The 22,818-nt window shown below is 63.9% G+C and carries 19 protein-coding genes and 1 tRNA gene; 6 read left to right on the forward strand and 14 right to left on the reverse strand.

Annotation, left to right across the window (positions count from 1 at the left end):
* Nucleotides 1–41: 41 nt before the first annotated feature.
* Nucleotides 42–2,069, forward strand: a complete 2,028-nt coding sequence (locus ACQS5P_RS17250; RefSeq protein ID WP_428937861.1) for an alkaline phosphatase family protein — start codon at nucleotides 42–44, stop codon at nucleotides 2,067–2,069.
* 52 nt (nucleotides 2,070–2,121) lie between these two features.
* Here ACQS5P_RS17250 and pyrF read toward each other — a convergent pair whose 3' ends face one another.
* On the reverse strand, nucleotides 2,122–3,054 hold the full coding sequence (gene pyrF, locus ACQS5P_RS17255) for an orotidine-5'-phosphate decarboxylase (RefSeq protein WP_428937862.1): 933 nt from the start codon (nucleotides 3,052–3,054) through the stop codon (nucleotides 2,122–2,124).
* Nucleotides 3,054–3,503, reverse strand: a complete 450-nt coding sequence (locus tag ACQS5P_RS17260; RefSeq protein WP_428937863.1) for a Clp protease N-terminal domain-containing protein — start codon at nucleotides 3,501–3,503, stop codon at nucleotides 3,054–3,056. Before ACQS5P_RS17260 ends, pyrF begins: the two co-directional genes overlap by 1 nt.
* A 543-nt stretch (nucleotides 3,504–4,046) precedes the next feature.
* Here ACQS5P_RS17260 and ACQS5P_RS17265 point away from each other — a divergent pair.
* Entirely contained in the window at nucleotides 4,047–4,340 is a 294-nt protein-coding gene (locus ACQS5P_RS17265; RefSeq protein WP_428937864.1) for a hypothetical protein, read from the forward strand.
* 160 nt (nucleotides 4,341–4,500) lie between these two features.
* Nucleotides 4,501–4,572, forward strand: a tRNA-Thr gene (locus tag ACQS5P_RS17270).
* Between the two features lie 83 nt (nucleotides 4,573–4,655).
* On the opposite strand, the gene ACQS5P_RS17275 is transcribed toward ACQS5P_RS17270, so the two are convergent.
* The 12 genes from ACQS5P_RS17275 to def form a co-directional block, all read right to left on the reverse strand.
* Entirely contained in the window at nucleotides 4,656–5,177 is a 522-nt protein-coding gene (locus tag ACQS5P_RS17275; protein WP_428937865.1) for a hypothetical protein, read from the reverse strand.
* Between the two features lie 181 nt (nucleotides 5,178–5,358).
* Nucleotides 5,359–5,862, reverse strand: coding sequence for a DUF2726 domain-containing protein (locus ACQS5P_RS17280; RefSeq protein ID WP_428937866.1), 504 nt, complete (start codon nucleotides 5,860–5,862; stop codon nucleotides 5,359–5,361).
* A 553-nt stretch (nucleotides 5,863–6,415) separates the two neighbouring features.
* On the reverse strand, nucleotides 6,416–7,291 hold the full coding sequence (metF, locus tag ACQS5P_RS17285) for a methylenetetrahydrofolate reductase [NAD(P)H] (RefSeq protein ID WP_428937867.1): 876 nt from the start codon (nucleotides 7,289–7,291) through the stop codon (nucleotides 6,416–6,418).
* Between the two features lie 95 nt (nucleotides 7,292–7,386).
* Entirely contained in the window at nucleotides 7,387–7,851 is a 465-nt protein-coding gene (locus ACQS5P_RS17290) for an NUDIX domain-containing protein (RefSeq protein WP_428937868.1), read from the reverse strand.
* 91 nt (nucleotides 7,852–7,942) lie between these two features.
* Nucleotides 7,943–11,992, reverse strand: a complete 4,050-nt coding sequence (locus tag ACQS5P_RS17295; protein ID WP_428937869.1) for a hypothetical protein — start codon at nucleotides 11,990–11,992, stop codon at nucleotides 7,943–7,945.
* A 286-nt stretch (nucleotides 11,993–12,278) separates the two neighbouring features.
* A complete protein-coding gene (ychF, locus tag ACQS5P_RS17300; RefSeq protein ID WP_428937870.1) occupies nucleotides 12,279–13,385 on the reverse strand; it encodes a redox-regulated ATPase YchF in 1,107 nt (368 codons plus the stop codon).
* A 102-nt stretch (nucleotides 13,386–13,487) separates the two neighbouring features.
* Nucleotides 13,488–14,723 (reverse strand): glutamine-hydrolyzing carbamoyl-phosphate synthase small subunit, encoded by a 1,236-nt coding sequence (gene carA, locus ACQS5P_RS17305; protein ID WP_428937871.1) that lies wholly within the window; start codon nucleotides 14,721–14,723, stop codon nucleotides 13,488–13,490.
* Between the two features lie 60 nt (nucleotides 14,724–14,783).
* The gene (locus ACQS5P_RS17310) at nucleotides 14,784–15,827 is read right to left on the reverse strand and encodes an acyltransferase (protein ID WP_428937872.1); all 1,044 of its coding nucleotides are present in this window, start codon (nucleotides 15,825–15,827) and stop codon (nucleotides 14,784–14,786) included.
* A gap of 353 nt (nucleotides 15,828–16,180) precedes the next feature.
* The gene (argC, locus tag ACQS5P_RS17315; RefSeq protein ID WP_428937873.1) at nucleotides 16,181–17,167 is read right to left on the reverse strand and encodes an N-acetyl-gamma-glutamyl-phosphate reductase; all 987 of its coding nucleotides are present in this window, start codon (nucleotides 17,165–17,167) and stop codon (nucleotides 16,181–16,183) included.
* Between the two features lie 31 nt (nucleotides 17,168–17,198).
* Nucleotides 17,199–17,372, reverse strand: coding sequence for a hypothetical protein (locus tag ACQS5P_RS17320; RefSeq protein ID WP_428937874.1), 174 nt, complete (start codon nucleotides 17,370–17,372; stop codon nucleotides 17,199–17,201).
* 38 nt (nucleotides 17,373–17,410) lie between these two features.
* Nucleotides 17,411–18,346: a methionyl-tRNA formyltransferase gene (gene fmt, locus ACQS5P_RS17325; protein ID WP_428937875.1), complete on the reverse strand. Its 936-nt coding sequence runs from the start codon at nucleotides 18,344–18,346 to the stop codon at nucleotides 17,411–17,413.
* 39 nt (nucleotides 18,347–18,385) lie between these two features.
* Nucleotides 18,386–18,934 carry a peptide deformylase gene (gene def, locus ACQS5P_RS17330; protein ID WP_428937876.1) on the reverse strand — a complete coding sequence of 183 codons (549 nt, stop codon included), beginning with the start codon at nucleotides 18,932–18,934 and terminating at the stop codon, nucleotides 18,386–18,388.
* Between the two features lie 230 nt (nucleotides 18,935–19,164).
* Here def and ACQS5P_RS17335 point away from each other — a divergent pair, with 230 nt between their 5' ends.
* From ACQS5P_RS17335 to ACQS5P_RS17345, 3 genes are all read left to right on the forward strand, one after another.
* Nucleotides 19,165–20,610, forward strand: a complete 1,446-nt coding sequence (locus tag ACQS5P_RS17335) for a hypothetical protein (RefSeq protein ID WP_428937877.1) — start codon at nucleotides 19,165–19,167, stop codon at nucleotides 20,608–20,610.
* An 83-nt stretch (nucleotides 20,611–20,693) separates the two neighbouring features.
* Nucleotides 20,694–21,017 (forward strand): 30S ribosomal protein S20, encoded by a 324-nt coding sequence (gene rpsT, locus ACQS5P_RS17340; protein WP_428937878.1) that lies wholly within the window; start codon nucleotides 20,694–20,696, stop codon nucleotides 21,015–21,017.
* Nucleotides 21,018–21,225: 208 nt separating this feature from the next.
* Nucleotides 21,226–22,785, forward strand: coding sequence for a glycine--tRNA ligase (locus tag ACQS5P_RS17345; protein WP_428937879.1), 1,560 nt, complete (start codon nucleotides 21,226–21,228; stop codon nucleotides 22,783–22,785).
* Nucleotides 22,786–22,818: the final 33 nt, after the last annotated feature.

The following is a 22,818-nucleotide window of genomic DNA, read 5'->3' on the forward strand; positions in this document are numbered from 1 at the left end:
TGCCGCCTCATGCCGCGTTGCCGCGGTAAGCCCGCCTTGCCATGGGCACACGCCTCGCAAAGAAAGTGTTGCTGATCGGCTGGGACGCCGCCGACTGGCAGATCATCGAGCCGATGCTGTCGGCCGGGCTGCTGCCGAGCCTGGATGGGCTGATCAGAAACGGGGTGATGGGGAACCTGGCGACCCTCAAGCCGGTGATCTCGCCGATTTTGTGGACCTCCATCGCCACGGGCAAGCGCGCCGACAAACATGGCATCCTGGGCTTTTTGGAACCCAGACCCGACGGCTGCGGCGTGCAACCGGTCTCCAGCACTTCGCGCAAGACCAAGGCCATCTGGAACATCCTTACTCAGAATGGGCTGACCTCGAACGTGGTGGGCTGGTACGCCTCGCACCCGGCCGAGCCGATTGCCGGAGTGTGTGTCTCGGAGCATTTTGCCCGGGTGCAGGGTCGGTGTGAGCATCCCGAGCCACCGCCGCCGGGGTGGATCCATCCGTCGCGGCTTGCGGAGGAGCTTGTCGAGCTGCGGCTGCACCCGGAGGAGCTGGGTGCGGCGCACCTGGCGCCATTCGTGCCGACCATTGGCGAGCTGCAACCGCATGAGACACCGCCGGTCACCGGGCTGCGCACCGTGCTTGCCCGCTGCGCCAGTACCCACGCGGCGTTTACCTGGTTGCTGGAGCATCAGCCGTGGGACTTCGCCGCCGTGTACTACGAGGCGATCGATCACGTCTGCCACGCGTTCATGAAGTATCACCCGCCGAAGATGCCGCACATCCGTCAGGAGTTGTTCGATCGCTACAAAGGCTGCGTCAGTGGCATCTATCGCTTTCATGACATGATGCTTCAGCGGCTGCTTCAGCTTGCCGGCGAGGATGCGACGGTCATGATCGTTTCGGATCATGGCTTTTTGAGCGATCACCTTCGCCCGGTGGAAACGTCCGACAGACCCATTGGCCCGGAGGGCTGGCACCGGCACCACGGGGTTTTTGTGCTCAGTGGTCCGGGGATCAGACGTGACGAACGCATCTACGGAGCGACGATCCTGGATATCGCGCCGACGATCCTGACGCTGTTGGGAGTCGGGGTCGGTTCCGACATGGATGGCAAGGTGCTGGTGCAGTGTTTCGATCAACCGCCGCAAGTAACCCACGTTGAAAGCTGGGATCGAGTGCCCGGGGAGGCGGGGATGCATCCGCCGGACCTGCGCGTGGATCCTTTCGAGCAGCAGGCGGCGATCCGACAGCTCATCGACCTGGGCTACATTCAAGATCCCGGCGCCGACAGGCAGCAAGTCATCCGCCGCGTCATCAACGAGGCGCGTTACAACCTGGCCAGCGTGCATATCGAGGCGGGGCGAGTGGCACAGGCGGCGAGCATCCTGGAAGATTTGCATGGCAACGACCCGGCGGACGTGCGCTTTACGCTGCTGCTGGCCCAATGCTGCGTGCTGCTGGATCGCCGTGATCGGGCCAGACAACTGATCAACTCCATTGCCAATCCCGGCGCCAATGCTGCGCAGATGCAGCTTTTGCTGGCAACGATCGATCTGGCCGAAGGAAACTGCGCCGAAGCGCTGCGGCGGCTGATGCTGGCCGAGCAGGCGGAGCCGCGACTGCCCAACCTGCACATCCAGATCGGCAGCGTCTACGCCCGACAACGCCGTTGGGACGACGCCGAGCGCGCCTTCCGCAGGGCCATCGAGATCGATGCCGATGCGGCGATGGCACATTACGGACTGGGCATCGCCGCCCTGCACCAGCGCCGCGACGAACAGGCCGCCGAGCATCTTCTTCGCGCCGTCGGTCTGATGCACTACTTCCCGCGCGCCCATTTCATGCTTGGCGTGGCGCTGTCCAGGCTGGGTTGGTACGACCGCGCCGCCAGGGCTATTGGCGTCGCTGTGTCGATGCGGCCCAACATGCCCATCGCCCATCGGTATCTGGCGGCGCTGTACGCGAAGCTGGGAGATGCCGAGCTGGCCCTGCACCACCGTCGAAAGGCGCAGCATCTGCTCGAGCTGGCGGCGGGAAAGCAACCTCCGCAGACGCAGTCTCCGGCGGCGTGATCCAGGCGCGAGTGCTGCGCGCCAGATCAATTACGGCCAGTCGATTGTGTTTTCAGAGAATCTGCGCCAGGTCGGCGCGCATCTGATTGACCGCCTCGATGACGCAGCGTTCCCATCCCTGAGCCGCCAGGGCGGCATACTTCGGGTCGCGATGCGCGTAAAGGATGCTTCTGCTGGCCGAGACGATCGCTCCCTTGCCGTCGATGAATGCGGCACGGGTCATCTGCGCGGTGGCGCCCTGAGTGCCGTATCCGGGCAGCAGGAAGATGGATTTGGGCAGCCGCGCCCGCAGGCTGGACATGGTCTGCACCTGGGTGGCGCCCACGACCGCGCCCAGCCGGCTGAAGCCGCTGATCCCGCAGCCGCACGCCTGGGCCATCGGAGCCAGCACGTCCGCCAGCATCTCCGACCACGTGCGTCCGTCGGCCAGCTTTACGTCCTGCGTCACGGCCGATCCCGGATTGCTGGTGCGGACCAGCACAAACAACCCCTTGTTGTACTCGCGCGCGGCGTCGATGAACGGCTCCAGCGAATCCGGCCCCAACAGCGGGTTGACCGTGATTGCGTCGGGCGTGACGGTGTCCTCCAGCTCGGTGAAGCTCGTGTCCGCAAGATGCGCCGCCGCATACGCCTCGCTGGTTGATCCGATGTCCCCGCGCTTCACGTCGCCGATCACAATCAGGCCGAGCTGTTTGGCCTCGTGGATCAGCTCGTAGTACGCCTCGACACCCTCCCACAGATATTTCTCAAAGTAGGCCGACTGGAACTTCACGCACGGCGCCAGCGGGGCGACGATCTGAAGGACCTTGGTTGTGAAGGCGAAGATGGCGTCGATGCAGCCATCCAGATCGTTGGGGTCGCGCCGGGTGGCGTCGCCCGCGATCGCGTCGGGAAGCATCTCATAAATCGGGTCGATCCCGACACAGATCGGCGAGCCCTTGCGGGCGATGGCGTCGAGCAGGCGATCGGCAAAGTGATCCGACATCAGGGTTCCGGTTCGGCCGGCTTTTCGCTCAGCGCGGCGATCAGGGCATCCACATCCGCGCCGGATTCGCGCAGCGCAGTGATGAAAGGCGAGCCTTTGTCTTCCAGCAGCGCCAGCAGCAGGATCCGAGTCGAGACTTTCGGCTCATGCAGGGAGCGGCTCAGCACGATCGCCGAATTGATCGCCCGCTGCGCCTTGGGCGACATCGGCAACGCGCCGGTGACCACCGGCGCGGTCTCGGAGTACGGCATCACCGCCAGCATGTCGGACCGAACCGCCTCACGGTCGATGCGCTGCATGTTCAGCACCCGCGACACCTGGCAGCCGTGGCTCTTGAGCAATGCCAGCACCATGTGTTCGGTCCCGACAAACTCCTGGTTGAGCGCCCGAGCCTCCGCCTGGGCCTGATCCAATGCCTTGCGGGCGCATTCGGTAAGCTGAGGCTGCATGGGACCTCCGGTCTGTGAACACGCCGAGATGGCGGGGATGGCACACCGCGAGTCGCACTGCCAGCCCTTGGGCCTCAGCAAGGCGCCCGCCGCTCGTGGCGCGCCGGCCATAACTGACATGCGCGAACAAACATCCCCCCGGCGCAGCGCCCGGCCGAAACACCGAACCACGAGCGGCGAGCCGCCAGGCCGCCGGATTCCCGCACGCATACCACCACGCGGCTCAATCCGTGCCAGTGCCCGGCTCGCCCGCAGCGGCTAGCGCTTGCGACGATCCCGGCGGGCCTTGCGCTTCTTGCTGCCGATCTTCCGTCGGCGCCGTGGCTTTGCCATGCGAGTGCTCCTTTCCTGTACTCAACTTAGCGTCGATCCCCATCGCCGTCCAGCCGTGCGCGGCCGCGGCGGCCAACACGCTGGCATCCCATTTTCTCCGGCGAAACTTTGGCTCCCTTCGCGTATACCTTATTGCAGCATAGACGCAGCAACGAAACACCGGATCACGCCAACCGTGCGCAGGCCCTGTAGTCTTTCGGGAGATGCCGCATGATCAAGCTCGAACCCGGAAACGTGTTGCTCAAGCCCTCTCAACGCCGACAACTGATGGCCTGGCTTCGCCGCGTCCAGCGACTTGGCCAGCGGCTGGGAGGGCTGGTGCTGATCATCAGCATGCAGCGAATCGGACGATCGTATGAGGTTCGCGCGATAGTGGCCGACCGCAGCGGCGCCGCCACTTTCAACTGCCGCAGCCGACGCCACGACTGGCGCGATTCGGTGCGCGAGCTGGTTCGCCGCCTCACCCGGCACCTGCACTCGCTGAACCTGCATCACGCGGTGTAGCCGAGGCCGGCTCGTTGCCGAGACCTTCCGGCTCGTGGCCGAAACCTTGCCCGCCACGGCTCGACCGGGCGACTTGCCTGCCACTGGCGGCGGTGCTATTCTCCTGTGCCCGGTGCGTTGGGATCCTTTTTGTCCCGCATCGTGCCCCTGTCCGGGCATTGCCGGAGTAGCTCAATGGCAGAGCACCGCTTTCGTAAAGCGGGGGTTGTGGGTTCAAGTCCCACCTTCGGCTTTGGACACAAAGACCGCCGACTTCGTGCCTGACGAAGACCCCTCTTGACAGCCGCGCGGCCGTAACCCCCCACGAAGCAGACATCAAAAATATGGCTGGGGGTTGCGGGATGTCCGGCCAATGTAGAGCGTCTTGCCGGTCGTCAGATCTCGGTATATGTCAATGCCATCTTCGTGCCGCAGAAACTGCAAGAACTCGCGCCCCCAACCCGACGGTGTGAATTGATGCCAGCAACTTAGCGATTCTTCAAACTTCCAACCGAAGGGAATCGCCGCCCTCTTCACTTTGCTGCCCTTGAGGCGGCAGAGCGCGACACGCACCTTTGGATCACCGTCCAAGTTGGCATGCCCGAACTCGGCCCAGTCGCAACGTGTCGTGAACCCGCGGCGTTGATCGACAATGACGATATCCTGGGCCGCACCGTTCAGAAGAAACACCAACCCCCTGGCCTCGAGTCCCTCGACGTACTCCCTGATGTCGGCAGGGATCATGAATCCGACCCGGGCGAGTTCCCCATCAGCGCACAGCGTGCGATTGGGCACGGTGGCCACGAATTCTTCCCAACCGCCGGGAAATGCCTTCTCCAGCGCACTGAGCCGGATCACCGCAGATATGCCTTCTATCAAAACTGCCACTGTCGCCTCCCCAGGCAGCCTGATGCCCTTATTTTCATCGCCAGATGATCGTCAGTCAACAGAAAGCAGATGCTCGCCGGCAGCCAGTGCATCTGTGCATCGTGAGTGCAACCCGGGCAAGCCGCGACGCTGTTGTGGAGGGGGCACCGGCTCAGGGTGCCGCGCTGGGCAGATACGGACGAAGCGACTCGAACAGCTCTTGCGTGTTGTATGCCCGCGATGTCCGCACGTGAAGCAGCGGCAGTCCAGCGGCCCTGAGCAAGGCCTCGATCTCGGCGTCGCGGGTTTGTCTGTCCGGCCGGGAGTGTGTTGAATCGTCCAGCTCGATCACGACCAGTGGCCGCAGTGTCGCCGGATCGCACACGACGAAATCCACGGCCTTCGCTGCAACCTTGTTCTGCCAGATCGCTCGCCCGGGATTGCTCTGGTTATTGCCCGGGAACCAGACGAGTTGACGGAGCGAAACCTGCGCCAGCACGTGAGCGCGCTGCCCGACAACGTGCTTCAACACGCGAAAGAAATTGCCTTCGGCGTTCGAGACGAAATAGCGGTTCACCTGCACCTTCGGCAACGTCTGTATAGCCGCCCCCGATTCGGCCCGGCCACCAAATATCGAAAACAAAAACCCAAGACATCCCCTGTTCCATTCGCTCATGCGAGCAGATTAACCAAAAAAAGTCCTCGTGTTCCATGAGTCGGAAGTGTCCCACGGGAACCAAGTCCGACTTGAAAGCCCGCGGCGCTGCCGCACGTCAGCGACGCGGATTCCCACGTTTGCGGGACGGATTCCCGTGTTTACGGGCCGTTTACACGCGAAAACGCGGCAAAAACACGTGTGAACGCGGCAAAAACACGTGTGAACGGGACGAAAACACGTGAGAACGGAACAAAAACGCGCGAGAATGCGGCAAAAACACGTGTGAACGGGACGAAAACACGGGAAAACGCCGCGTTCACACGGGAATCCGTGGCGTTCAGCAGGGCGAATGCCGCGTTTCCCCCGCCACGCCGCGGTTTCCGCGGAAAAAGAACACGCTCTGGAGGCGCGCGGGATTATCGGAATATGCCCACAGGGAAGCCGCCGCGCAGCTTTCGCCAGACGCCGAGCCTCAACTGGCTGCTCGACTCCGATTTTCGGGTTCGCGACCGAGCCGCAGGATCCGGGTTCTGTCGGTTCATGTCGCTCGCGAAAGCCATCACTCGCCGGCTCATACGGCGTGCTGCACATTCAGGGCCTGGCAGATCTGCACTGTCGCCTTGCTTTTGTTCAGCGTATAGAAATGGATTCCGTCCACGCCGTGGAACAGCAGGTCCTGGCACTGGCGGGTGGCGTATTCGATGCCGGCCTGGGCGACGGCCTCGGGGTCGTGTTCCAGGCTCTCCAGCTTCAGCAGCAGCGGGTGGGGAATCTTGGCGCCGCACATCGAAACGAAACGCTTGATCTGGTTCACGTTCTGGATGGGCATGATGCCGGCGATGATGGGGACCTTGATCCCCATCCACCGTGCCGCATCGCGGAAACGGTAAAAGTCGGCGTTGTCGAAGAAGAGCTGTGTGATGACGAATCGCCCGCCGTTGTCCACCTTTCGCTTCAGATTCTCCAGGTCGCGCGTGCGGTTGAGGCACTGCGGGTGCCCTTCGGGATACCCGGCCACGCCGATGCAGAAATCGTGTCGCGAGGCCACGAAACTGACGAGCTGATCGGCGTATTCGAAACCTCCGGGCGTGGGGACGAACCAGGCCTGCCCCTGTGGCGGATCGCCCCGCAACGCCAGCACATTGCGGATTCCCGCCGACCACAGCTCGTCCAGGATTCGCCCGATCTCGTCTTTGGTGTGTCCCACGCAGGTCAGGTGAGCCATCGAGCGGATGCCGATCTCCCGCTGGATACGCTCGACCAGGGCCACCGTCTTCTCGCGCGTCGAGCCGCCGGCGCCGTAGGTCACCGACACATAGCTTGGCCGGATCGATCGCAACTCGTCGATCGTTTGAAACAGAGAGGTAAAGCCCGCATCGGTCTTCGGCGGAAAGAACTCGAACGAGACAGTCGGCTTGCCTTTGCCCAGAAGGTCGTCGATGCGCATGGCCATCGTTTATAGATCGGCAAACCGGCGAAATCCACCAGAGGGCGGCGTCAAGCCGACGACAGGCGAACGGGCAGCGGCACGATGGGTTGGGGCTAGCTTGTATGCAGCAGTCGGGTCAGCTCGTCCAGCAGCGGCGCCTGCCCGGGGTTGATCCGCCTTCGCGCTTCGTCCAGATCGAAGAACTCGGCGCGGTCGATCTCGGGAAAGGCCACGCGCTTTCCGGACTTCGGCGGCCATTCCATGTGGAACGTATTGCTCCTGACCGAGGCGGTGTCCAAGTCGCCCTCGACGGCCCAGGCATGCACGATCTTCCCGCTCCTCTGCTTGACCGGCGAAAGCGGGATGTACGGGCCGCGCGGCTCCGTGCCAACTTCTTCGGTGAACTCCCGTATGGCGGCCGCCAGCAGGTCTTCGTTCGGCCGAACCAGTCCCTTGGGAATCGACCAGACCCCCGCGTCCTTGTTCTGCCAGAACGGTCCTCCCGGATGCACCAACAGCACCTGCACGCCTTCGGGGCGTCGGCGATACATGAGCAATCCCGCGCTGATTTTCGGCACGGGCGGATTGTACCGCACTCGCCCGTACCGGTGCAGCTATGTTGACGCGGAGAAGGAATCAGTCACTCGTCATCTTGCGTCTGGATCGTTGCTACTGGCGGCGGAGCCGTGACCGCCTCAGTGAGCAAGCGACACCGAGCAGCAGACCCAGCGACGCCGGCTCGGGAATCACGCCCGACTGAATCGCCCGCAACGCCGCCAGGTACTCGCCGCCAAACATTCGGGTGTGCTCGGCGATCAGAGCTTCCGCGAGCGGACCAGCCTGGTTGACGTACGCATTGTCGATCAGGGCATAGTCCGTCGCGTCGATCGTGCCGCTGTAGTCGAAGTCTCCGTTGATCCAGCCGCTCAACGTGTTGACGTACCCGTTGTCGATCAGCGAGTAGTCGGTGGCGTCGATCGAGCCACTCAGATCGGCGTCGCCAAAGTAGGTGAACTTCACCAGCACGTCATCTGAGGCGACGCTCTGGCCGTTGAAGGTCGTGTAGATCGGCCCGCTGCCACCGACCTGAGCCAGGTCGTTCAGCACCACGCCCAGCCCGTACAGAAAGCTGCCGGCGGTCTGGTTCTGCTGGAAGGCGCGAGTCGAGCCGATGCCCGGACCCTGCCAGTCGAAGTTCCCGCCGTTTTCCAGAGCGGTCTTGATCTGGGCGGTGACGGTAGCGAGGTTGCCCTCCAGGACATTCACGCCGCTGCCGGTGATGTTGACCTTGGCGCCGGTTCCGAGCGTCGGGGCCTTGTAGAGCGCGCTGACGCCATTGCCCAGGTTCAGCACGCCGCCGGGTTCGATGGTCAGGGGGGCTTCGATCAGCAGGTTGCCGCTTTTGCTTACGGTCCTGTTGGCCTGGATGGTGAGCGGGTCGGAGATGGTGAGCGTCGCGCCGCTGGCGACGGCGATGCTGCCGTTGGCGGCGAAGCTGATGGGCAGATTGATCCGATGCGTCCCGGCCTGCACGTCGATCAGCGCGGTGCCGCTGGCGACGTTCATGGTCAGCGGGCTGGTTCCAGTAAGCACGTAGGAGTTGGTGTTATTGAATCGGGCGGTTCCCAGCGTGACGGGGCTGTCGGTGTAGACGCTGACCGGTGCGGTAGCGCCGCCGAGGAAATGCGCCTCGGCCCCGACACCGTTGGGCGCCTGCGCCGTCCAGTTGCCGGAATTGAGCCATTCGCCGCCGCGCGCCCCGGTCCACTCGGTGGTCGCGGCCGGAACAAACGCCGTCGAGTAGCTCAGGTTGTCAAAAAACGCCTGCACCCGATTGCCATTGGCCGGGATTCCCCCGAACCCGAAGCGGTCGTAGATGTTCGTGAGATTCAGACTGTTGGCGAACAGCTCGAAGCTGGTGCCGGCGAAGTGCCCGGTGGCCTTGCCGGCGACGGGATCCCAGTTCCACTGGAACGAGTAATTGGCCGGGCCACCTTCGGCGGTGGCGGCGTTGTCGGGGATTCGGCTGAGGAGCATGAACCTGTTGCGATCGCCCTCTTCCCAGGGATTCTGTCCGGGGCGGGTGCTGTACATCTGGACCCACACATCGATGTACCTTGCCAGTCCCGCAGAACCATCCGGCGCCGGCCGGCCGCCGTCGATGAAGAATCCCATGAAGTTCTGAGGCCCGCCGCCGCTGCCCAGCGTATCGTGCTTGAAGAACCCGAACTGCGTGGCGCCGTTCTGGTCGTCGTACCAGACGGTTCCCGAGAAGCTCAGAGGCGTGGTCATATCGAGCATGCCGACCTTGTCGCCGTAGTAGGAGGGCACGTAGTTGGGTCCGAAGGTGCCGGAATCGATGCCGGTGCCCGAGGCGCGGAAGATTTGCCCGCCGGCCTCGCCGGCGCCCAGGCCGACGTGGTTGGTCGGCGACCAGCCATAGTTCTGCGGGCCGGTCAGCGCCAGGTTCGCCGCCGAGTGGTTGTTGAACCCGTCCCATCCCGGGTCGGTGTTGAAGTTCTCGGTCTTGGTGGTGATCTGCGCCGAGGCGACGGCGCCGAAGGCGCTGGCCAGCGCGCCGCTGGCGACGGCGATCAGGGAGGGGAGTCTTGCCCCGATTCGCCGCCGCAGCGGCAGCGGCGACGCGGCGCGCGTGTGACGCCGGGCACAGCGCCGGGGTCGTCGCAGCGACCAGCCCGCCAGGCCCATCAACCCCACCGTGGTTGGCTCGGGAATCACTCCCGCCTGCACGGCGCGCAGCGCCGCCAGGTACTCGCCGCCAAACTGCTCGCTGTGCCGCGCGATCGCCGCCTGCGCCGCCGTGCCCGACTGATGGAGATAGGCATTGTCGATCAGCGCGTAGTCCGTCGCGTCGATCACGCCGGAGTAATCAAAGTCTCCGTGAATCCAGCCGCTCAGTTGCTGCACATAGCCGTTGTCAATGAGGCCGTAATCAGTCGCGTCGATCACCCCGGAAAGATCGGCATCGCCCATGTACGTGAAGCTCACGAGGATCTCATTTCCGCGCAGCGATTCCCCGGCAAAAAGGGTGTAGACCGGGCCGGAGCCGCCAACCTGCGCCAGATCGTTTCGGATCACGCCCAGCCCGTAGAGGAAGCTGCCGGCGGAGTTGAGTTCGGCCGCCCGGTCGCTGCCGATTCCCGCCCCGCGCCAGTTGTAGGCTCCGTCATTGTCCAGCGCGTTCTTGATGTTCGCGCTGACCGCCGCCAGATCGGCGCTTGCCGCGATCAGGCGGTTGTCGTTCAGGTTGATGCGTCCCGAGCCGCTGATGTTGATGTCCCCGCCGACCGCCAGCAGCTTGTCGGTTCCGCCGCTGAGGCTGAGCTGCCCGCCGGCGGTGAGATGAATCGCGGCGAGGCGCTGCGTGGCGTGGAGATTGATCGCGCCGCCTTCGGCGACGAGGCTGATTCGGGAGCTGATCGCCTGATGCACGTTGAGGGTCCCGCCCCGTGCCACCATCGCCGCCGAGACTGATGAGCTGACAGGCGCTGTGATGTCCATCGCCCCGGGGCCGGTCTTGGTCAGGGTTGATCCGCCGACCAGAGTCAGCGGGTCGGCGATCGTGAGCGTGGCGCCGCCGGAAACGTCCGCCGTGGTGTTGTCGTTCAGTCGCAGCGGCAGGTTGATCCGCTGGCTGCCCTCGATGACCACGATCTGCGCCTGCCCGCTGGACACGTCCATCGTGAGCGTGCCGGCGCCGCCAATCGTATAGGAGTTGGCGTTGGCCAGCCGCAGGGTTCCCAGAGTCTTGGCGGTATCCGTGACAATCGTTCTCGGGGCGCTTGCCGCATAGTAGAAGTTGGCGACTGCATCCACGCCGTTGGGCACCGGCGGGGGGGTGGTGCCCGCCGTGTAGGCCCAGTTGGTCACCGCATCCCAGTTGCCGCTGAAGTCCTGATTCCACTGGGGCGAGACGGTGTAATTGACGGCGTCGATGTAGATGTCGTAGGTCTTGGTCGCGTCGGTGTTGCTGTTCAGCCCGCTGTTGAACCCGAAGGCGTTGAGTGTGAAGACCTTGCCCGCGCCGCTGACGGAGTCCGATGCGATCACCGTCACTCCGTCATTTGGGTCCAGGATTCGTGCCGTAAGCGTGTCGGTGTTCGGATCCCAGTCGTAGCTCCATTTGTACACGCCGTTGGGGATGCTCTGGCGAACCCCATGCACGTCGATCCCGTCGTCGCCATAGAGCTGGGCGGTGAAGCGGAAGCCGGCGGCCCCGTCCTCGAAGATGCCCAACCCCAGGATGTTGAAGTTTCCACCCGCCAGCGTCTGGCGATTCAAGTGACCGATGACGTGGTCGGTGTCCCCGGTGGCGCCGTTTCCGAAGAACATTTCGCCGTCGGCGTGGATGAAGTGGTCCTGCGTGAGGATCCCGACATGCCTGACATCGGCGTAGTACCCGCGGCTGTTGGAGCGGGCGAAGGTGCCGCCGATCTCCGGCGGGCCGCTGAAGACCACGGTTCCGCTGGCGTTGGTGAAGATCGTGAAGTTCGTGGCGCTGAAGCCGTAATTGTTCCCGTCCACGTGGTTGTTCACGCCCTGCCAGTTGGGCTGCTCGCCCGGGAACAGCTCGCGGCGGCGGATGTCCTGTCCCTGCAACAGGGGGATGCAGGTTGTCATGCCCGCCGCGACGACCGCCACTGAGGCGATTCTGGATGTCCCCCTGAACGATCTGCTCGGCTGGCGATGCTTGCGCATAGATCGATCCTTCCGGTAAGACGATGAGAATTGGAGATGGACACCCACATGTGCGCGCACCAATCTTGGCACGGTGGCAACCGTGCACGCACAACGCAACCGCGCGGAACGCGCCGTTGCAGCCGTTTCGGTCACTTCGCTAAAGGTGCAGACTCAGAGGTGCTGGCGACGACTTTCACTTGATAGAGTCGATAAATTATCGCTAAAGGGCGGCCTGTCAACGAAAATCCGTGAAAAAACAGTCGCCGCGCGGTGTCGAAGCTGGAGTTCCCCGCGCGGCAACGCGTTATCTCCGGCCCGCCAGACCTGCCTGGAAGTGCACCACGTCGCCGTCCTGGATGACGTAGTCCTTACCTTCCAGTCGCAGCTTTCCGGCGGCGCGGATGGCCTGCTCGCTCTTGTACTGGACCAGGTCCTCCACCTGATAGACCTCAGCCCGGATGAAGCTTTTCTCCAGGTCGGAGTGGACGGCGCCGGCGGCCTGGGGGGCCTTGGCGCCGATGGGGATCGTCCAGGCGCGGATTTCCTCGGGGCCGGCGGTGAGGAAGCTGTGCAGCCCCAGCAGCTTGTACGCTGCCCGTGCCACCACCGCCAGCGCCGGTTCACTCAGGCCCATGGCTTTGAGCATTTCCTCGCGATCGGATTCGGGCAGTTGCGCGATCTCGGCTTCAAGCTTGCCGCACACGGGCACGAGCAGCCCACCTTCGGATTCGGCGCGTCTTCGCGCCGCCTGCACTTGCTCGCTGGTGCCCTGCACGTCGTCTTCGCCGACATTGGCGACGAAAAGCGTCTTCTTGGCGGTGAGCAGGCCCATGCTCTTGATGAGTTTGCTCTGCTCGGGGGTGAGTGAAAGCTCCCGCACCGGCCGGCCCTGATTCAGTCTTTCATAGGCCTGTTCGAGCAGTTCGGCGCGGGCGACGGCTTCCTTTTCTCCGCCGCGTGCGGCACGTCGGGCGCGGTCCAGGGAGTTGGAGACGGATTCCAGGTCCGCCAGGATCAATTCGGTTTCGACGGCATCGATGTCGCGGACCGGGTCGATCGAGCCTTCAGGATGTGGCACCTGATCGGACTGGAAGCAGCGTACAACGTGGATGATCGCATCCATGTCGCGAATGTGGGCCAGGAACTTGTTGCCCAGTCCCTGCCCGGTGGACGCGCCGCGGGCAAGTCCGGGCACATCGACGATCTGGAGGGTGGCCGGGACGATCTTTTTGGTCTGGATGTACTGGTTGAGGATGTGCAGTCGCCGATCGGGAATGCGCGCAACGCCGATATTGGGCTTGTCCGCGCGACTGGTAAAGGCGGCGGTGTGCGCGTGGCCGCTGGTCAGGGCGTTGAAGATGGTGGTTTTGCCTACCAGAGGCAGGCCGACAATTCCAACTTGCAGTGCCATGGGAGCCAGTATAGAGGCGGAAGGGGCATGGATGAAGGATGCGTGCACGGCGGGGCAGGACGCCGACCGCATGTGGCGCCGTTCACGCACATGACGCCGGATTCATGGCGTGGCAGCTCGGATCAGGCGATCGCGCATGGATTGAAGCTGCTTGAGCCGCTCGGCAGTGGGAGGTTTTTTCGTTTTCATCATCTCGACGAAGGCGTCGAACAGATAGGCCGCATCGTGCGGGCCGGGGCTGGCTTCGGGGTGATATTGTACGCTGAAGACGGGAAGTGTCGTGTGGCGGAAGCCCTCGACGGTGCCATCGTTGAGGTTGATGTGCGTCACCACGGCGCCGCTGGACTCCAGCGACTGCTGGTCGACGGCGAAGCCGTGGTTCTGGCTGGTGATCTCGACGCGCCCGGTGTCCAGGTTCTTCACCGGCTGATTGCCGCCGCGGTGGCCGAACTTCAGCTTGTAGGTCTTTGCCCCCAGCGCCCGGCCGAGCAGTTGATGGCCAAGACAGATTCCGAATGTCGGGACTTTTCCCAGGGTGCCGAGCAGGGGCTTGACGGCGTAGTCGAGCGCGGCCGGGTCGCCGGGGCCGTTGCTGACGAACAGCCCGTCGGGATTGTGCCTGAGGATCTCCTCGGCGGTGGTATCCGGGGGCAGCACCGTGACCTTCACGCCACGTTCGGCGAAGTGTCGCAGGATGTTGTGCTTGGCGCCGCAGTCCAGGGCCACGACATGCAGCCCGTCGCCGCGGACCACTTCGCCCAGGTCCCAGGGGCCCTGATCTTCATCCCACTGGTAGCTGTGGGCGGGCTTGACGGCCTTGACCCAGTCGGCGCCGAGCATCTGTGCGGCGTGTCGTGCGCGATCGACCAGTTCGGCATCATCCATGATTTCGGTCGAGAGCACGCCGCGCATCGCGCCGCAGATGCGGATTCGCCGCACCAGCGCACGCGTGTCGATGCCTTCGATGCCGATGATGTTGTACTTGCGCAGGTATTCCTCCAGCGTCATGTCCGCCCGCCAGTTGGATGCGATCGGCGAAAGCTCCTTGACCACGAAGCCGGCGACATGAGGCTGGCGACTCTCCACGTCTTCACGATTGATCCCGCAGTTGCCGATCAGCGGGTAGGTCATCGTCACGATCTGCCCTTTGTACGAGGGATCGGTCAGAATCTCCTGATAGCCGGTCATCGACGTGTTGAAGACCACTTCCCCTTCGGCAGTGCCCGATGCGCCGAACGCCCGGCCGGTGAAGACGGTGCCATCTTCAAGGGCGAGCTTGGCGGGGCGTTGCTGGCGAGGCACAAGCGTGTGTGGCGGGCGTTGCTGCGGTTCGTTCATCGCGGCGGGATTATAGTGGGCCGGGGTTGTGGATACCAACCCGCAGTCAGCGTGGCGACGTCAGGGCACCAGCCATCGCAGCCACCGCGTCTGCTGGATGAGCCGGGCAAGAGCCAGCGAGAAGCCGACCGCCAGGGCAAAGTGCGTCAGGTCCAGCCACGGCCCCGGGTGCAGGTGAACAAGCTGGCTGCCGGCGCGGAGCACGCCCAGAACCAGCGGATGCACCAGGTAGACGCCGAAGCCCAGCGTGGCGATCGGAGCGATGCTGCGCTGCCAGTTGCCGCGGGGAAGGCTTAGTGCCACGAGCATGCAGGCCACGCCCGCGATGTTCTTGCCGTAGATCGACAGCCCGTCGGTTACCAGAAGCGCCAGACATGTCACGGTGATACCCGCGGCCAGCAGGGTCGTGCGCGGCGCGCCGTCGCGCAGTTGGCGAATCACATCGTCGCTCAATGCGATGGCCAGACCCCACAGCACACTGGGCATCGCCCAGTACGCGCACCGCCAGAAGTTGACCGTGTCGGATTCCGGGGCGAATCGGGGAGGCGGCAGGACAACAAGCAGCAGCCCGCCGACAGCGAATGCCAGCGCGATCGGCGCCGGGCGGTGCGGACGCGCCAGCGCAAATCTGAGCAGTGGGAACGCGACCAGGCACACGATCAGGATGAAAGGCAGGAACCACAGATGGGTCTCCCCGCCGGCCAGAAGGTTCATCGCCGTCACCTGCACCGTTGGTTTGTGCGTGATCAGCGCGCGGCAGAGGTTGCGGAAGATCAGATAGACGATGCTCCAGACCAGAAACGGTACGTAAAGGCGTCGGGCGCGGCTCAGGGCGTAACGCCCCAGCGTGCGATCGGCGTCGCGCCGCAGACCCTGGGCCAGGAAGTAGACGGACGCAGCCGCGAAGAAACTGGTCCCGAACACGCCCAGCACCTGGAGCCACATGATCTGATCGGAGCGGGGCGAATGGGCCCAGACGATGGCAATCGAAGCCAGCAGGCGGACGGAGTCGAAGCCGAGATCGCGCGAGCGGAGATCGGCGCCGGAAGCTGTGTCGTATCCGGGGGCGATCGTCGCGCGGCCATCGAGGCTCAGACTGCACATGCCAATCCGTCGCCGGCTCCCGCGGCGGCGCCCGGGGCAAGGACGGTATTGGAATCATCGGCACCAACAAACCGGTTTGATGACCGATAACTCGCCATGCAGCCTGAAAAAAATTGCTTGAGGCACTGTGTCACCGTCGGCAGCGTGAAGGTCTGCCCGGCCAGCAGGTCCTTGAGCTTGGCCGCACGTGACGCGGCCATCGCGAGGGTCTTGGCCTCGGCGATCAGCGTGTTCCGGGGCGTGAGACGGACCGAGCCAAGGATTTATCGCCCGCCCGGCAGCCGCAGCGGGCGCCAGGGATTTCGCCGAAGTTGCAGGGCGCATTCGCCGCAGTCACAGTTGCTGCGCCTGTTTCAAGGCCACAGTGGCGCGCCTTCAAGGCCGGCGGTTTCGGGCTGGCCGGTCATCAGGTTGGCGTTCTGCACGGCCTGACCGGCGGCGCCTTTGCCCAGGTTGTCGATCGCGCCAAGCGCAATCACGAGATTTCGCTGCGGGTCGGCGGCGTATGACACGAACGCCAGATTCGAGCCACTGGCCCACTTGGAGTGCGGCGGCTTGTCCGTGACGCGCACGAACGGACGGTCGGCGTAGAAGCGTCGGGCAGCGGCGAGGCATTGCTCGGTCGTGGCCGGGTTTGTGCTGCGGGCGTAGCAGGTGGCCAGGATGCCGCGGGTCATGGGGATCAGGTGTGGCGTGAAGGTGATCGCCGCCGCCACGCCGCCCGCCAGCCGCGAGATCGCCTGGTTCATCTCCGGCAGATGAGCGTGCTTGAGCAGCCCGTAAGCGCACACGTCCTCATTGACCTCGGCAAAGCCGAAAGTGGATCCGCCACCGCGACCGGCGCCGCTGACGCCGCTCTTGGCGTCGATGATGATGGTGGCGGGGTCGATCAGCTTTTCGGCCAGCAGCGGCGCCAGCGCCACCAGCGACGCCGCGGGATAGCAGCCCGGGTTGGCCACGCGCGTGGCGTTGCGGATCTGCCCGGGCCAGACGTCGGCCAGCCCGTAGGTCCAGCCTTCGACGAAGCGGTGATCGCCGCCGATGTCCACGATGCGCATTCCGCTACGGTGGTTGGCCGCGCGGCCGAGAGCCTGGCGCGATTCTCCGGAGGGCAGCGACACGAACAGCAGGTCCAGTTCCGGCAGCTCATCCGGATTCCACTTCTGGATGACCAGATCGCCGAGTTTTCCGATGCCGGGAAACCGTTCGACAAGCCTGACGCCGGCAGAGCTTTCGCCCGCGACGTAGACGACCTGAAACGCCGGGTGCGTGACGCAGAGCCGAAGCACTTCCCCACCGCCATAGCCGCTCACACCGACAATGCCCACACGGATGCTCATGGCCTAAGAGTCCCCGCGCGGGCGGCAGATTTCAAGTGCGGCGCGTGTTGGGCTGGTGCCGGGCGGCAAGGGCTTCGGCGCGGAGTCGGGCGGCCTCCAACCTTCGCCGCTCCAGTTCGGCCAGACGCTGTTGTCGTTCGGCGGCGACGATGCACAGTATCGTCCAGGCGCCGAAGATGCCGCCGATGAGGCTGATCCAGAGCATGGCTTAGAAGATGCATCGGCAGACCGCGCCCGGCGGCTTCACGATTCCAGCCGCATGCCCGCGTGCCAGGGATGCCCGTTACGGAAGGCCGACAGGGGCATCGGGCGTTTGCCTTCGGGTTGAACTTCGAGGATCTCGACGGCGCCACTTCCCGCGGCCACGGCGCCGCCCGGGAGGATCACGCCGGGCTGTCCGCTTCCTTCGACCGGACGGGCGCGCACGAGCGTGAGCCGGGCAATCTCGCGCCGCTCGGGAGATTCGTCCTCCAGTCGCACATGACAGCCGGGCCAGGGATACATGCCACGTATCTGTCGGGCGATCTGCTCGGCGGGGTGGGTCCAGTCGATCCGGGCCGAGGCGCGGCTGAGCTTGGGCGCGCGCGAAGCCTGCGATTCGTCCTGGGGGATCTCGCGGATCTGACCGGCTGCGATCTTGTCGATGGTGTCCAACACAAGCTGTGCGCCGTCGGCGGCCAGACGGTCGTGCAATTCGCCGGCGGTCTCCAGCTCGCCGATCGGGAGCTGCGACTGGGCCAGGATTGGCCCGGCGTCCATACGCTGGACCAGCCGGATGACGGAGTTGCCGGTGACTTTTTCGCCAGCGAGGATGGCGGCATTGACCGGCGCGGCGCCGCGGAACTTGGGCAGCAGCGAGCCATGAAGGTTGATGGCCCCGAGTCGGGGATGTTCCACCAGATGCGGCGCGATTTTCTGTCCGAATGCGATGACAATGAGCAGATCGGCCGGAGGCAGCGACTCGCGGTTGATGTCTTCCGTCCGCAGCAGCGGCAGATTCCGCTCGATCGCCAGCCGCGACACTGGCGTGGGCGTCAATCGCCGGCCACGCCCGGCGGGACGATCCGGCTGGCTGACCACCAGCACGATCCGGTGTCGGCCGCTGTCCAGAAGCGCCCGGAGCGTGGGGACGGCGAATTCCCCGCTGCCGGCGAAGATGAGCTTCAGTGGGTCAGCCATAGGGGGCAGAATGCTTGCGGCCATCGGGCGCCCAGACGCTCAGCGCTGAGGCAGCTTCTTCCTGGCCTGGGGGTGCTGGCGTTCCCAGGCCTGTTCCAACTCGCGCAGGACACGTCGATGTTTGAGCTTATCGCCCAGTCCCATGCGGTCGATGATCAGGATTCCGTTGAGGTGGTCGGTCTCGTGCTGCCAGATACGGGCGATATAGCCACTCTGAGTTTCGTGGAATGTGTTGCCCTCCAGATCCTGAGCCTGCATCAGGATGGTGCGGATTCGTGTGATCTGAGCGTTGACGTTGGGCAGGCTCAGGCAGCCTTCCTCGGCGGTCTCCTGGGCGGCATCAACGTCGCTCAGGACGGGGTTGACGTAGACCTTGGCATCGTCAGGCTTGCCAGTGGGGTTCATGACGAACAGCCGGATGTTTTGCCCGACTTGCGGGGCAGCCAGCCCCACCCCGCGAGCCTCGGCCATCAGCTCAAACATGCGGGCGGCCAGTTGCTTCAGCGCCGGAGTAAACTCGGTGACGGGCTGGCTGACCTTTTTCAGTCGTGGGTCAGGATAGTTGATGATTCTCAAGTGTTCGAACATCAGTTAAGCAAGATACAGGCGACGGGCCGGTGCTCGCCGCCTAAAATCGCCCGTGACGCGCATGCAGCGTGTGCCGGTAATATGGGCCAATCGCCCAGTAGACAGTAGACCATCTTGTTGACAGGTTCAACGGCTTGCGTTTACAGTGCCTTGCCCTTAAACCACTTGCTGCGCAACGTGCGCCTGCAACTCCCGCTGCAAGCGCAAGTCTTGCGGCCCATGGATAGGAAATGACGAAAGTGGCAGATACCCCTCAGGGTTACACCAATATCCCCGAAGAGGAACGTCGCAAGGCCAAGGCGTTCTTCGACCGCGGCGCTACGGTCGCGGCCACGGGGAACTACGATTACGCCATCGCCATGTACCTGGATGGCCTGGCGATCGACCCGGATGCCATCGAGGCCCACCAGGCGCTGCGCGAGATCTCGTTGAAGCGCAAGGCCAGTGGCGGCAAGCCTCTGGGAATGTTCGAGCGGATGAAGCTGCTGCGGCCGACCAAGGACGACAAGCAGAACATGCTCAACGCCGAGAGGCTGCTGGCCTACGACCCTGGCAATACCGACTACATGCTGGCGATCGCACAAAACGCCCAGCGGGCGGGGTTCTGGGACACGGTGATGTGGATCGGGCCGATCCTTCAGAAAGCCAACGCCGACAGCCCCAAGCCGGATTTCAACAAGTTCGTCGCGCTCAAGGACGTATACAAGGCGATCGGGCAGTGGAAGCTGGCGGCCGATGCCTGCCAGTACGCGGCGATGCTGCGTCCGGACGATATGGACCTGGCGCGGGAGCTGAAGGACCTGGGCGCTCAGCAGACCATGACCGAGGGGATGTACGGCGTGGCCAAGAGCTTCCGCGAGAGCATCAAGGACATGGATGCGCAGCGGCGGCTGCTCGAGCAGGACATGGACGTGCGCAGCGACGACGTGATCAGCCGGCAAATCGCCGAGGCCGAGGCCGAGTGGAAGGCCCAGCCCGAAGAGCCCGGCAAGATCATGAAGTATGTCGATGCGCTGGTCAGAAGCGAAAAGCCGGAAAACGAAAACCGGGCGATGGACATTCTCCAGTCGGCCTACGAGCGGACGCGTCAGTTCCGCTTCCGGCTGGCGATGGGCAAGATCAAGCTGCATCAGCTCAATCGCCAGGACCGTCAGTTGCGAGAGAAGATCGCCAAGGACCGCCAGAATCAGGCCCTGATCGAGGAGTACAAACAGTTCGCCCGGGACAAGACCGAGGAAGAGCTGAAGGAGTACACGCTCTGGGCCGAGGCGTATCCAACCGATCTGACTTACAAGTACGAAATGGCCCGCCGGCTGTTTCTGCTGGAGCGATACAGCGAGGCGATTCCGGTGTTCCAGACGGCGCGACAGGATCCCAAGATCCGCACCGACGCGACGATCTACCTCGGGCGGTCGTTCCTGGAGGCCGGATTCATCGACGAAGCGGTGGATACGCTGCGCGGCCTGATCGAGGACTACCAGATCAAGGGGGACCTGCGCTCCAAGGAGATGTATTACTGGTATGCCCGCGCGCTGGAGCAGGCCAATGAAGTGGCTGCGGCGCTCAAGGCGTACAGCCAGGTCGCGCAGTGGGATTTCAACTACAAGGATGTTCAGTCGCGGATCAAGAAGCTGCGCAGCGGCCCGTCCACGCAGCCGCAACCGCAGTCGCAGTGACATCCGGGCTGGACATTTGCCCGTGCATCCCTAGGATATCTGCCCCTGAAAACCGAGTTGAACCGACTGAGGAGACGACGAACGTGGCCCATTCACTGTCCGCCAAGAAACGCATCCGGCAGAGCATCAAGCGTCGCGCCCGCAATCGCGCCCGCAAAGAGTTGATCAAGCGTCAGATCAAGGCCTTTACCGCCGCACTGAGCAGCGGGGACCTGAACAAGGCCGAACAGGAACTGCGGAATGTAGCGCGTCGGCTGGACAAGGTGGCGGCCAAGCACACGATCCATAAGAACGCCGCGGCCCGGAAGCGCAGCCGGCTGGCGCGACGGCTCAACGCCGCCCGCGCCGCCAAGGCCGCCGCCGCTCAGGGTGCCCCCGGCGCAGGTACTTCGGCCGCGACGACGTAAAGCGCGCCCCGCCTGCTCGTCGTGGCCGGTCTCGTCGTAGTCGAATGACCAATGACCAAGCCCCAATGACCATTGAATGATTCCCGACCAATGACCAACGGGCGACTGCGCATTGGTCACTGGAGCCTGGGCATCGATGGGTCATTCGGAATTGGTCATTGGTCATTTTTGCTGCGCCCGTCCGCAACCGGGCGCGATGGAAACAGCTATGTCCGAACCAGCCACCAGCGCCAAAGCCGTCATGGATCAGATTGTCGCCCTGTGCAAACGCCGGGGATTTGTGTATCCGGCCAGCGAGATCTACGGGGGCATCAACGGCTTCTGGGATTACGGCCCGCTGGGAACGCTGTTGAAGAACAATATCCGCGACTGGTGGTGGCGGAACATGGTCGAGTGTCCACCGATCGGGCCCGATGGTCATCCTGTGGAGATGGTCGGGCTGGACAGCGCGATCATCCAGAACCCCAAGACGTGGGTGGCGTCGGGGCACGCCTCCACGTTCACCGATCCGATGGTGGACGATCGCGAAACCAAGCAGCGCTACCGCGCCGATCACGTGATGGTCTTCGTGCCCAGGGACGGCAGGGGATACGCCTATGCCTTCCTGCCGGATGAGCAGGACGTGGCTGAGAAGAAGATCAGGCGCGATGCCCGACGCGATCCGTCGGAATATGACATCGTTCCACTGACCAGGCTGCCGCTGGAGCAGTACGCCAACATTGTGGCGCCTGCCGCCAGGACCCCCGGAACGCTCACCGAGCCCCGCGCATTCAACCTGATGTTCATCACCTACGTCGGGGCGATTCAGAGCGAGGAATCCAAGGCTTATCTGCGTCCGGAAACGGCCCAGGGCATCTTCCTGAATTTCAAGAACATCCTGGACACCACCCGGGTGAAGGTTCCCTTCGGCGTGGCGCAGGTGGGAAAGAGCTTCAGGAACGAGGTCACGCCGCGCAACTTCATCTTCCGCTCCCGCGAGTTCGAGCAGATGGAAATGGAGTGGTTCTGCCACCCCGACGAGGCGCAGAAGTGGTTTGAGTTCTGGAAGGCCGAGCGGATGAAGTGGTGGCTGTCGCTTGGCATCAGCGAATCGAACCTGCGTTTCCGGGATCACGAGCCCAGCGAGCTGAGCCACTACTCGAAGATGACGGTGGACATCGAGTACCGTTATCCGTTCACCGCGCCGGACTTCGGGGAGCTGGAGGGCATCGCCCACCGCGGGTGTTTCGATCTCACGCAGCATCAGCAGTATTCCGGCCAGCGGCTGGATTACTTCGACCAGGATTTGCAGCTCAAGCTCAAGGAACAGGGGCTCAGCGAAGAGGAGATCCGGACTCGAAGCCGGTACATTCCCAATGTGATCGAGCCGGCCAGCGGCCTGACGCGTGCGGTGCTGGTGCTGTTGTGCGAAGGGTACACCCCGGACGAATCCCGCCCCAGCCGGATGTACATGAAGTTTCATCCGCGTTTTGCGCCGATCAAGGCAGGGATTTTCCCGCTGGTGAACAAGGACGGCCTGCCGGAGATCGCCGAGAAGCTGTACCTGGACCTGCGGACCAGCTTCATGTGCGAATACGACGCCAAGCAGACGGTCGGCAAGCGATATGCGCGGATGGACGAGGTCGGCACGCCATATTGCGTGACGATCGACGGGCAGACCAAGCAAGACGGTACGGTGACGATCCGCGATCGCGACACGATGACCCAGCAGCGGATCTCGCTGGAGAAGGTGCGGGCATTTTTGCACGAGAAGCTGAGCGCGGGGTGATCGGCTTATTGCAACTTTGTTGCATCTGGCGCA

This window comes from Fontivita pretiosa (assembly GCF_050410795.1).
Lineage (GTDB): Bacteria > Planctomycetota > Phycisphaerae > Tepidisphaerales > Tepidisphaeraceae > Fontivita > Fontivita pretiosa.

What these genes read in the sequence shown, in the direction of transcription:
- ACQS5P_RS17250 (WP_428937861.1), top strand. Translation starts at nt 42, where the DNA reads ATGGGCACACGCCTCGCAAAGAAAGTGTTGCTGATCGGCTGGGACGCC.
- pyrF (WP_428937862.1), bottom strand. Translation starts at nt 3,054, where the DNA reads ATGTCGGATCACTTTGCCGATCGCCTGCTCGACGCCATCGCCCGCAAG.
- ACQS5P_RS17260 (WP_428937863.1), bottom strand. Translation starts at nt 3,503, where the DNA reads ATGCAGCCTCAGCTTACCGAATGCGCCCGCAAGGCATTGGATCAGGCC.
- ACQS5P_RS17265 (WP_428937864.1), top strand. Translation starts at nt 4,047, where the DNA reads ATGATCAAGCTCGAACCCGGAAACGTGTTGCTCAAGCCCTCTCAACGC.
- ACQS5P_RS17280 (WP_428937866.1), bottom strand. Translation starts at nt 5,862, where the DNA reads ATGAGCGAATGGAACAGGGGATGTCTTGGGTTTTTGTTTTCGATATTT.
- metF (WP_428937867.1), bottom strand. Translation starts at nt 7,291, where the DNA reads ATGCGCATCGACGACCTTCTGGGCAAAGGCAAGCCGACTGTCTCGTTC.
- ACQS5P_RS17295 (WP_428937869.1), bottom strand. Translation starts at nt 11,992, where the DNA reads ATGCGCAAGCATCGCCAGCCGAGCAGATCGTTCAGGGGGACATCCAGA.
- ychF (WP_428937870.1), bottom strand. Translation starts at nt 13,385, where the DNA reads ATGGCACTGCAAGTTGGAATTGTCGGCCTGCCTCTGGTAGGCAAAACC.
- carA (WP_428937871.1), bottom strand. Translation starts at nt 14,723, where the DNA reads ATGAACGAACCGCAGCAACGCCCGCCACACACGCTTGTGCCTCGCCAG.
- ACQS5P_RS17310 (WP_428937872.1), bottom strand. Translation starts at nt 15,827, where the DNA reads ATGTGCAGTCTGAGCCTCGATGGCCGCGCGACGATCGCCCCCGGATAC.
- argC (WP_428937873.1), bottom strand. Translation starts at nt 17,167, where the DNA reads ATGAGCATCCGTGTGGGCATTGTCGGTGTGAGCGGCTATGGCGGTGGG.
- ACQS5P_RS17320 (WP_428937874.1), bottom strand. Translation starts at nt 17,372, where the DNA reads ATGCTCTGGATCAGCCTCATCGGCGGCATCTTCGGCGCCTGGACGATA.
- fmt (WP_428937875.1), bottom strand. Translation starts at nt 18,346, where the DNA reads ATGGCTGACCCACTGAAGCTCATCTTCGCCGGCAGCGGGGAATTCGCC.
- def (WP_428937876.1), bottom strand. Translation starts at nt 18,934, where the DNA reads ATGTTCGAACACTTGAGAATCATCAACTATCCTGACCCACGACTGAAA.
- ACQS5P_RS17335 (WP_428937877.1), top strand. Translation starts at nt 19,165, where the DNA reads ATGACGAAAGTGGCAGATACCCCTCAGGGTTACACCAATATCCCCGAA.
- ACQS5P_RS17345 (WP_428937879.1), top strand. Translation starts at nt 21,226, where the DNA reads ATGTCCGAACCAGCCACCAGCGCCAAAGCCGTCATGGATCAGATTGTC.